We start from the raw sequence: 9,592 nt of genomic DNA on the forward strand, positions 1-9,592 counted from the left end.
CCTCGGGCCCGCCCCCACCGCCACCGCCGGGCGGGGCGGGCAGGGGGGACGGTGGCGGCGGCACGGGATCGTCCGGGCGAGGCCGACGGCCGTGGTGGAGGTCCGTGCCCGGTCTCGGGGTGCTCGTCGCGGCCATGGCGGTGGCCGTGGTCCTCGCCGTGGTGCTCGCCCGAACCGAAGGCGGGTCCGAGGCGGGCGGCGGAGAGATCTTCCTGCAGGCCGCGAACGCGGCCGGCCCCGACCCGTTCACCGAGTCGACGGCCGAGGACGGCTCCGCTCCACCCACGACCTCCGCCCCGCCCACCACCTCCGCCCCGTCCACCGGTTCGGCGTCCGAGTCCTCTCCGGCCACCGCGGTGCGCGGGGTCCGCGGTGGCGAACCCGGCCTGTACGGCGGCACCCGCGACGTCTCCAGCTGCGACGTGGAGCAGCAGATCAAGTACCTCCGGGAGGTTCCGGCGAAGAACGAGGCGTTCGCCTCGGTGGCCGGCGTCGAGTCCTCCGAGGTCCCCTCGTACCTGCGCTCGCTGACCCCGCTGCAACTCCGGCTGGACACCAGGGTCACCAACCACGGATACCGCGACGGCGTCGCCACGGACTACCAGGCCGTCCTCCAGGCGGGCACGGCCGTGCTCGTCGACGACCGCGGCGTCCCCAAGGTCCGCTGCGCCTGCGGCAACCCGCTGACCAAGCCGGTCGAACAGTCCGACCCCCGTTACACCGGCACCCCCTGGCCGGGCTACTCCCCCTCGAAGGTCGTCGTGGTCGACCCCGCTCCGCGGGACATCGAGAAGTTTGTGGTCCGCGACACCGACGGCGGCTGGTTCGAGCGGAAGCAGGGCGACACGGGCGGCAAGGACCACCCCACGAAGCCACCGGAGAGGCAGAGCCCGTCGCCGGGTGACACACCCCCCTCCTCGCCGTCGCCGGACACGTCCCCGTCGGCCCCGCCGGCCACCCCCGACTCCGGGCCGACGACGGGCGAGGACGATACCCCCGGGGAGCCACCGTCGAGCGGTCCCGGGAACAGCGGCCCGACGACCGGCGAGCCGCCGTCCGACCTCCAGTCGCCGCCGCCGGTCGAGTCCGGCACCACGAACGGCGCGCCGAACGGCACCGCCGACAACGGCACGGGCGGTTTCACGGGTGATGCCCCGAGTGGTGCCACCTAGGGATTCATCAGGGGAGCGATCAGCCAAACCGGCCCTGGTCGCGCGCCGTCCTGCGCCCCCGTACCACCAGGGCGTGCCCGCCCAGTCCCAGCAGCCGCTCGGCCGGCAGCTCGCCGATCGTCGTCAGGATCGCCTCGATACGGGCGGTGAGCGGGTCGAACGCCGCGTCGAGCACGGTGCCGCGCTCCTCGCCGTCCTCGGTGAGCACCCTGCGGCCGAGCAGATCGTGATGCGGCGGGGCCACGGCCAGGACGGAGGACGGGGCCGCGATCAGCATGTCCGGGGCGACGGCGTCCAGGGCGTCCCAGGCCAGGGCGGCGTCCCGGCGCAGCCGTCCGCGCCGTACCCGTACGTGGGTGACGGTGCCGGACGCCGCGTCGACCGTCAGCGCCCGTACGACACCCAGACGGACCCCCTCGCCCGGGGTCAGCACCGGAAGCCCGCGCACCCGGGAGAACAGCATCACGGCAGTGCGCCCGTCCGCCGGGCGTGGAACACACCGACCCGTGCCATGAAGTCCGGTAGGTCGTCGGTGACGTAGGTGGTGGCCTGCGCGGGGATGACCAGCGACCGGCCGGAGACGGACACCGCCTCACCGCGCGGCACGTACATCCGGTGCCGCCGGTGCCTCGAACCCGGCACCAGCTCCCGGTGCGCGGCGAACCGGAAGGCGACGATCCGGCCGCTGGTGCCGCCCTCGACCAGGACGTCGAGCACCGTGCCGAGCCGGTCGCCCTCGTCGGTGAGGACCTGCGCGCCGAGCAGCCGCCCGCGCAGGGCGTCGCGGCGGGCCACCGACAGGGGCAGGTCGCACAGCGCCTTCCCGTCACGGACCATGACCGCGTGGTGGCCGAGGGAGTGCACCACCGGCCAGGGCAGGTCCCGGGGCAGCGAGCCCGACAGCAGGGTCCGACCGGTGAGGGTGAAACCCGTGATGCACCCGGCCTCGGCGTCGAGGACGGTGTCCTTGACGTGGGCGACGGCATCGCCGCCCAGCGTCACCACGGGCAGCGTCGACAGGCTCCGCACCGCCAACAGCTCGCTCATCGGTCGCCTTCCCGCTGTCGACCCTGTGCCGTCGTCCCTCCCGCATGTCCCGGAACCCGCCCACGCCTCCACCGGACCGGGTTCCCGCCATCGGGCCGGGTTCCCGCTCTGTGGCGCGGCGAACACCGATCGGGGGGACTGAGCAGCCGAACTCGGGGTACGTGCATCAATGCAGATCGTCCGGCTCGTCCGGCCGGCCCGGCTTCGCAGAGAGAAGCGCATGATCGATCACCTGGACGGGGCAGTGATACCAACTGGTTTCGACGTACCCGTGGAGCCGCTACGGCGGTCAGCACACTTCACCGGCGAGCCGGGGTGCATCGCCGAGGCGCGCGCCTTCGCGTCGCTGTTCCTGGAGCAGCTCAGGAACGAGTGGTGCGCCACGATCGGCAAGCGGACCGACGGCGCGGCACTCCTGGTCGTGAGCGAACTGGTCACCAACGCCGACCGGCACAGCAACGGCCCGTACATCCTGGAGCTGGAGGGTACGGACGAAGCGATCACGGTCGCCGTCTACGACAGCAGCGGCACGCTGCCCCGTATCTACCCCCGCGATCCCGAGCGCATCGGCTGCCACGGCTTGGAGATCGTGCAGGCTCTGGCGCGCGACATCCTCGTGGAACGCGTACCGGTCGGAAAGCGTGTCCGCGCGGTGCTGAGCTTCGAAGCCGGCTGAACCGCACCGGCGGTCGGCGCGGGGCTCGAACGGTCCGCACGCGCCGAACTCCGGCACCCCGACGTGCGTGACGGAAAAGTGCGGCTGTCGCCCACCCCCGCGGGGGTGGGCGACAGCCGCACTTCCGTGTCCTGTGCCGTCAGGCGCAGCCGAGTTCGCCCAGCATGCCCTCGCGCAGACGGCCGATGATCCGCTTGATCAGACGGGAGACGTGCATCTGCGAGCACCCGAGCCGTTCGCCGATCTCCGCCTGGGTGGCCTCCTCCACGAACCGCATCCGGATGATCTCCCGGTCACGGTCACTGAGCTCGGCCATGAGCGGGGCGAGCGCGTGGAAGTCCTCGACGAGCCGCAGCCCTTCCTCCTCCATGCCGATGAAGTCGGCCAGGACGGACTCGCCGTTCTCGGGGCCGTCACCGGTGAGGGCGGCGTCCAGCGACGACGAGTTGTAGCCGTTCGCGGCCAGCCGGCCCTCGTTGACCTGCTCCTCGGTGATGTTCATCAGCGTGGCGAGCTCGGCGACCGTGGGCTCGCGGTCCAGCCTGCTGGCGAGTTCCTCGCGGGCCTTGGCCAGTTCCACCCGCAGCTCCTGGAGCCGGCGCGGCACGTGGACCGCCCAGGTGGTGTCGCGGAAGAAACGCTTGATCTCGCCCACGATGTACGGCAGCGCGAAGGAGGTGAACTCGACCTCGCGCGACAGCTCGAACCGGTCGATCGCCTTGATCAGACCGATCATGCCGGTCTGGACGATGTCCTCCATGTCGTCGCCACGGCCGCGGAACCGTCCGGCCGCGAACCGCACCAGCGACATGTTCATCTCGATCAGGGTGTTGCGCGCGTACTGATACTCGTGCGTGCCCTCTTCCAGTTCCGCCAGACGACGGAAGAACTGACGGGACAGCTCCTTGGCATCGCGCGGAGCGACGGCCCGCGGGTCGACGATCCCCGGCAGGCTTCCGTCACCCGTCCCGGCCTCGGCGTTTCTTTCGACGACCTGCGCCTGCGACCGGATCACGGCGGTCTCCATTACCTCTCCCCACGAAAGTCCGATGGACATGTGCCTTGGTCCTTCGGGGTTGCGACTACCCAGCTCCGTTCCGAACACTCCCCCCGAATTTCGGGAATCTTCGCAGTGACGCGCGGTGCCGCCTCCTTCACTCAGAGCGGAACGCCGCTCCCTTCCCCTCGGGGCGAGGATTCCTACGCTGAAGGGGTGAGAAACCAAGTGCCTCTCGACATCAGTGTCATTCCCCTGCGGCCCGCGCCCGCGCCCGCGCCCGCGCGCCGCGCCGTCGCCCCACCGGCCCCGGCTCCCGTTCCCGCCGCTCCCGCTCCCAAGGAGCCGCTGTGGCGCGACCTGGTCGGCGACGTGCTGCGCCGGGAGCGGCTCGCCCAGGAGCGGACGCTGAAGGACGTCGCCGACACGGCCCGGATCTCCATGCCGTATCTGTCGGAGGTGGAGCGGGGCCGCAAGGAGGCCTCCTCGGAGGTCCTCGCGGCCGCCGCCCAGGCCCTCGGTCTGGGCCTGGGCGACCTGCTGACGCGGGCCCAGGGAGAACTCGTCCGCATCACCAGCCGGTGTGCTCCCGCGGGCCGGAGCACGCCCCGCGCCTCGTACGACGGACTGTGCCTGGCCGCCTGACCCCGGCGCGCCCGTGCCGGATCCGGCGCCTCACACACCCATGAGGCGCCGGCTCAGCACCTCGTCGGCCAGGCCGTACGCCACGGCCTCCTGCGCGGTGAACACCTTGTCGCGGTCCATGTCCGCCCGCAGGGTCGCCACGTCGTGGTGCGTGTGCCGGGACAGGACCTCCTCCACCTGGGCACGGATCCGCAGCATCTCCTTGGCTTGGAGCGACAGATCGGAGACCGTGCCCCGCTGCCCGCCCGTGGCCGGCTGCCCGAGGAGCACACGCGCGTGCTCCAGCACGAACCGGCGCCCCGCGTCCCCGCCGGCCAGGAGCACGGCCGCGGTGGACGCGGCCTGCCCGACGCAGTACGTCGAGATCGGCGCCTGCACGAACGCCATCGTGTCGTAGATCGCCATGAGCGAGGTGTACGAGCCGCCCGGGGAGTTGATGTAGACCGCGATCTCGCTCTCCGGGGCCGACGACTCCAGATGGAGAAGCTGTGCGATGACGACGTTGGCGACCCCGTCGTCGATCTCGGTGCCGAGGAAGATGATCCGCTCGGACAGCAGCCTGCTGAACACGTCGTAGGACCGCTCGCCCTGCGGGGTGCGCTCGACGACGTTCGGAATCGTGTACGTCCCCATCGTCACAGCCCCGTCCTGCGTCGCGTCGCGGCCGGGCGGACGTCGTCGAGCGACTCCACCACCCGGTCCACCATCCCGTACTCCCTGGCTTCCTCGGCCGTGAACCAGCGGTCGCGGTCGCCGTCCCGGGAGACGGTCTCCACCGACTGGCCGGTGTGCTCGGCGGTGATCCGCTCGATCGTCCGCTTGGTGAACTCCAGGTTCTCCGCCTGGATCTCGATGTCGGCGGTGGTGCCGCCGATCCCGGCGGACGGCTGATGCATCATGATCCGCGCGTTGGGCAGGGCGAACCTCTTGCCCGGCGCGCCCACGCTCAGCAGGAACTGGCCCATGCTGGCGGCGAACCCCATGGCGAGCGTCGAGACGTCGTTGGGGATCAGCCGCATCGTGTCGTAGATCGCCAGGCCCGCGTGCACGGACCCGCCGGGGCTGTTGACGTACAGGCTGATGTCGGTGCGCGGGTCCTCCGCGGACAGGATCAGCAGCTGCGCGCACACCCGGTTGGCGGAAACCTCGTCGACCTGAGTCCCGAGCAGGACGATCCGCTGGGCGAGGAGCTGGGCGGCCAGGTGGTCGTCGAACCGGGTCGGAGGGGTGTCGCCCTCCTCGGCCCGGGGCAGCGGGACCGGTGGCCGGCCGGCGCTGAACCCGGCCGCGCGTCCGGCGGCAAGTCCGGTGATGAGTGGGGACATCGGCGCTCCCATGGGTGTCGGTGTGGGGCTGTCCGGTCGTGTGCCGGTGTGCCTGTGCCGTTCGTCGGTACGCGGCCGGTGCGACCGCGTGCCTCCACTCTTGCCCGGCCGCGGTGACCCGCGGGGATTTCTCTGCCCGTGGCAGATTCGCCACGGGCAGAGGCCCCTTCCGGCCCCGAGGCCCCGTACGTAGCACCGTGGTTGCTCCGTCGTCGACCGATGAGTTCCGGGGCCCGGACCGGTCGACACCGGTGACCGCGTTCCCCACCCCGGGAGGTATGCATGACCACCGACGGATTCACCACGTGTCTCTGGTTCGACGGCCGGGCCGAGGAGGCCGCGCACTTCTACGTGTCCGTGTTCAAGGACTCCGGCGTCGGCCGCACCCTCCGGTACACCGAGGCCGGGCCCGGACCCGAGGGCTCCGTCCTCACCGTGGACTTCACGGCCAACGGCCAGAGGTTCGTCGCGCTGAACGGCGGACCCGAGTTCAAGTTCACCGAGGCGATCTCCCTGCAGATCGACTGCGCCGACCAGGGCGAGGTCGACTTCTACTGGGACAAGCTCGTCGAGGGAGGCGGCGAGCACGGGCCCTGCGGCTGGCTCAAGGACCGGTTCGGCGTGTCCTGGCAGGTCGTCCCCACCCGGCTGACCGAGCTGATCGCCGACCCGGACACCCAGAAGGCGGCCCGCGCCATGAAGGCCATGATGTCGATGGGCAAGCTCGACGTCGCCGCCCTGGAGAAGGCCTACGCGGGCGAGTGACCAACGGCGCGCAGCGGGGCGGGCGGTGGAACGGCCCCGCCCCGCTGCCCGAGCCCTCCTCGCGTCCCGCCGGTGCCGCGGCGCCTCGTCCCGTCAGCGCGAGCGGGCGTGCTCCCCGACCACCCGGGTGATCTCCCGCGCCATGCGCAGAATGCCGGGCGAACGGACCGGGCAGGGCTTCGGCGTCGACGTCGTGGGCGCCAGACAGAAGTGCAGGTAGTCGTCGTCCCGGTGCAGGGCCGTCCGGTCACGGTCCCGCTGGGTGCAGTACTCGGGATGGGCCCGCTCGTAGGCGTTGCAGGGCAAGTACTGCGACCAGGTGTAGCGCGCCCCCGCCGGGCTCACCGCCTTGCCCCCGTCGGCCAGGAGGCCGCCCGAGGCGGCGGCCCGCTCCTCGTAGAGCGCGTTCACCCGGCGGACCCGGTCGGGGGTGATCGGGTCGGGACCCTGCAACACCCAGACGACGCGCGGCGGTCGGGCCGCGCCGGCCGCGGCGATCTGCTCGGTGAGGCGCCGCGCGTCGGCCGCGTACCGCTCGAGGTACCGCTCGCGGGCGGCGTCGTAGGTGATCCCGTCCATGCAGGGGGTGTAACCCCAGGCGTTGCCCCAGAACTGCAGCACCACGTAGTCCGGCCGCAGGGAGCGCACCAGCGCCGCCGCCTTGTCCGCCGCCGGGACCAGGGACCGCTCGGCCGAACCCTCCAGGTAGTCGCACAGGGTGGTGCCCGAGTAGGGCGCGCTGGTGTACCGCGCGCGCAGACCCCCGCGCAGTTCCCGTCCGAGGACCTCCTGGTTCTCCATCGCGAGGGAGTCGCCGAGGTACAGCACGGTGGGAGGCTTCCCGGATCCGGTGCCGGACGACGACGTGGCCCCGGGGGAGGAGGCCTCGGAGGAAGCCTTCCCGGAGGGAGCCGTTCCCGGGGAGGCCGCGGGCCGCTGGTGCGTGGTGGCCGACGCCTCGGGGACGGCCGGCGGCCCGGCGGACGGCTCGGACGACGGGTCGCCGCACGCCCCGAGCAGCACGGCGGCCAGCGCCACTCCCACCACCCATGGCTTGCGCATACGTGTTCCCCCGCCCGGCCGAAAACGGCACCCCAGGCAAGCACAGCCCGGCCCGGAGGGGAAGACCTGCTTCAGGGCAGATCGTTCGCTGCGGCTCGGACGGCTCGGACGGCTCGGACGGCTCGGACGGCTCGGCGGGCGCGTGCGGGCACGGGTGATTAGCGTGAAGGAAGGACCGACCACTCGTCCGGAGAGGGCACGCCATCATGGCCGTACAGCTCGAGGGAACCCCCTGCTGGGCCGATGCGATGTTCAATGACGTCGAAGGGGCCAAGAGTTTCTACGGAGACGTCCTCGGCTGGACCTTCGGAAAGTCGTCGTCGGAGCTCGGCAACTACACCCAGGCCTACGCCGACGGCAAGGCGGTGGCGGCCGTCGTCCCGCCCATGCCCGGCCAGGAGGGTCAGTCGCAGTGGTGCCTCTATCTCGCGGTCCGGGACGCCGCTGCCACCGCCGTCCGCGTCCGGGACAACGGCGGCGAGGTGCTGATGGAGCCGATGCGGGTCGGCGACTTCGGCACGATGTGCCTGGCCCGCGAGCCCGGTGGCACCGTCTTCGGCCTCTGGCAGGCCGGCACCCACGAGGGCTTCGAGGCGACCGGAGTACCCGGCGCGTACTGCTGGGCGGAGGTCTGCACCCGGAAACCGGAGAAGACCGACGTGTTCTTCCCCGCCGTCTTCTCCTACAGGTCCAGGCAGCTCGAGGACGAGGCGATCGACTTCCGGCTCTACGAACTCGGCCGGGAGACGGTGCTCGGCCGGATGGGGATGGGGGAGGACTTCCCGCCCGAGGTGCCGTCGTACATGAACGTCTACTTCGCCGTCGAGAACTGCGACGAGGCGGCGACCAGGGCCACCGAGCGGGGCGGCACCCTGCACTTCGGGCCGATCACCACTCCCTTCGGGCGGTTCGCCGCCCTGAGCGACCCGCAGGGCGCGAACTTCTCGGTGATCGACGTCACGACCCTGGGGGTCGAGACGCCCGGCGGCACCGACGTGCCGAACGGCTGACCTGATCGCCCGGACCGCGCTGACCACCCGGATCACCCCGGGAAGCGGCCCGGCGGGCTCTCCCGGGCAGGCGCACCGCGTGGCCTGGCGCCCCGCCCGGCCATGGCATGATCGGGCGCATGCGTGAACGTGTTGTGGCCGCGTGCGACGGGGCCTCCAAGGGCAACCCCGGACCCGCCGCCTGGGCCTGGGTGATCGCCGACGCCTCCGAGACCCCGGTCCGCTGGCAGGCGGGCGCACTCGGCAGAGCCACCAACAACGTCGCCGAACTCACCGCGCTGGAGCGGCTGCTGGCGGCGACCGACTCCGACGTGCCGCTCGAGGTCCGGATGGACTCGCAGTACGCGATGAAGGCGGTCACCACCTGGCTGCCCGGCTGGAAGCGCAACGGCTGGCGGACGGCGGCGGGCAAACCGGTCGCCAACCAGGAACTCGTCGTCAGCATCGACGGACTCCTGCAGGGCCGCTCGGTCGAGTTCCGCTACGTCCCCGCCCACCAGGCCGACGGAGACCGCCTCAACGACTTCGCCGACCGCGCCGCCAGCCAGGCGGCCGTCGTCCAGCAGGACGCGGGCAGCGACGCGGGCTCGCCCGAGCCGCCGCCCTCCCCGGACACCCCGCCCGCCGGTGCCGCCAAGCGCAGGTCCACCGGGGCGAAGACGGCGTCCCGTCCGCGCGGCGGTTCCTCGAACCGCACGATCAAGGCGAAGTTCCCGGGCCGCTGCCTTTGCGGCCGGTCCTACGCGGCGGGCGAGCCCATCGCCAAGAACGACAGCGGCTGGGGCCACCCCGCTTGCCGCACGGCCGAGAGCGCCTGAGCATGGCCGAGGCCGGTCCCGCGAGCAGCGGGACCGCCGGCCGGCCCCGCTCCCCGGCCAGGGCGCGGCCCGCTG

General features: G+C 72.2%; 12 protein-coding genes. 6 read left to right on the plus strand and 6 right to left on the minus strand.

From position 1 onward, the window contains the following. The first annotated feature begins 104 nt into the window (after positions 1–104). Positions 105–1,172, plus strand: a complete 1,068-nt coding sequence (locus AOK11_RS00725) for a DUF6777 domain-containing protein (protein WP_157869255.1) — start codon at positions 105–107, stop codon at positions 1,170–1,172. A 19-nt stretch (positions 1,173–1,191) separates the two neighbouring features. Here the strand turns inward: AOK11_RS00725 and AOK11_RS00730 are convergent, their stop codons facing one another. Both AOK11_RS00730 and AOK11_RS00735 read right to left on the minus strand, forming a co-directional pair. Further along, positions 1,192–1,635: a PRC-barrel domain-containing protein gene (locus AOK11_RS00730; RefSeq protein ID WP_107098458.1), complete on the minus strand. Its 444-nt coding sequence runs from the start codon at positions 1,633–1,635 to the stop codon at positions 1,192–1,194. Continuing rightward, positions 1,635–2,219, minus strand: coding sequence for a PRC-barrel domain-containing protein (locus tag AOK11_RS00735; RefSeq protein ID WP_055591644.1), 585 nt, complete (start codon positions 2,217–2,219; stop codon positions 1,635–1,637). The genes AOK11_RS00730 and AOK11_RS00735 overlap by 1 nt, the downstream gene beginning before the upstream one ends. Before the next feature lie 220 nt (positions 2,220–2,439). Here AOK11_RS00735 and AOK11_RS00740 point away from each other — a divergent pair, with 220 nt between their 5' ends. Continuing rightward, positions 2,440–2,895, plus strand: a complete 456-nt coding sequence (locus AOK11_RS00740) for an ATP-binding protein (RefSeq protein WP_055591653.1) — start codon at positions 2,440–2,442, stop codon at positions 2,893–2,895. 139 nt (positions 2,896–3,034) lie between these two features. On the opposite strand, the gene AOK11_RS00745 is transcribed toward AOK11_RS00740, so the two are convergent. Further along, positions 3,035–3,922, minus strand: a complete 888-nt coding sequence (locus AOK11_RS00745; protein ID WP_055591645.1) for a SigB/SigF/SigG family RNA polymerase sigma factor — start codon at positions 3,920–3,922, stop codon at positions 3,035–3,037. A gap of 186 nt (positions 3,923–4,108) precedes the next feature. Here AOK11_RS00745 and AOK11_RS00750 point away from each other — a divergent pair, with 186 nt between their 5' ends. Continuing rightward, positions 4,109–4,537 (plus strand): helix-turn-helix domain-containing protein, encoded by a 429-nt coding sequence (locus AOK11_RS00750; protein WP_055591646.1) that lies wholly within the window; start codon positions 4,109–4,111, stop codon positions 4,535–4,537. Positions 4,538–4,567: 30 nt separating this feature from the next. Here AOK11_RS00750 and AOK11_RS00755 read toward each other — a convergent pair whose 3' ends face one another. Further along, positions 4,568–5,170: a ClpP family protease gene (locus AOK11_RS00755; protein WP_055591647.1), complete on the minus strand. Its 603-nt coding sequence runs from the start codon at positions 5,168–5,170 to the stop codon at positions 4,568–4,570. 2 nt (positions 5,171–5,172) lie between these two features. Next, positions 5,173–5,862, minus strand: coding sequence for an ATP-dependent Clp protease proteolytic subunit (locus AOK11_RS00760; protein ID WP_055591648.1), 690 nt, complete (start codon positions 5,860–5,862; stop codon positions 5,173–5,175). A gap of 282 nt (positions 5,863–6,144) precedes the next feature. Here AOK11_RS00760 and AOK11_RS00765 point away from each other — a divergent pair, with 282 nt between their 5' ends. Then, a complete protein-coding gene (locus tag AOK11_RS00765) occupies positions 6,145–6,627 on the plus strand; it encodes a VOC family protein (protein WP_055591649.1) in 483 nt (160 codons plus the stop codon). A gap of 93 nt (positions 6,628–6,720) precedes the next feature. Here the strand turns inward: AOK11_RS00765 and AOK11_RS00770 are convergent, their stop codons facing one another. After that, on the minus strand, positions 6,721–7,689 hold the full coding sequence (locus AOK11_RS00770) for a hypothetical protein (protein WP_055591650.1): 969 nt from the start codon (positions 7,687–7,689) through the stop codon (positions 6,721–6,723). A gap of 206 nt (positions 7,690–7,895) precedes the next feature. Between AOK11_RS00770 and AOK11_RS00775 the strand changes: the two genes are divergently transcribed. Continuing rightward, a complete protein-coding gene (locus AOK11_RS00775; protein ID WP_055591651.1) occupies positions 7,896–8,699 on the plus strand; it encodes a VOC family protein in 804 nt (267 codons plus the stop codon). Positions 8,700–8,806: 107 nt separating this feature from the next. Then, on the plus strand, positions 8,807–9,517 hold the full coding sequence (locus AOK11_RS00780) for a ribonuclease H family protein (RefSeq protein ID WP_055591652.1): 711 nt from the start codon (positions 8,807–8,809) through the stop codon (positions 9,515–9,517). Positions 9,518–9,592: the final 75 nt, after the last annotated feature.

It is taken from the genome of Streptomyces hirsutus (assembly GCF_001418415.1).
In the GTDB taxonomy this organism is placed as follows: domain Bacteria; phylum Actinomycetota; class Actinomycetes; order Streptomycetales; family Streptomycetaceae; genus Streptomyces; species Streptomyces hirsutus.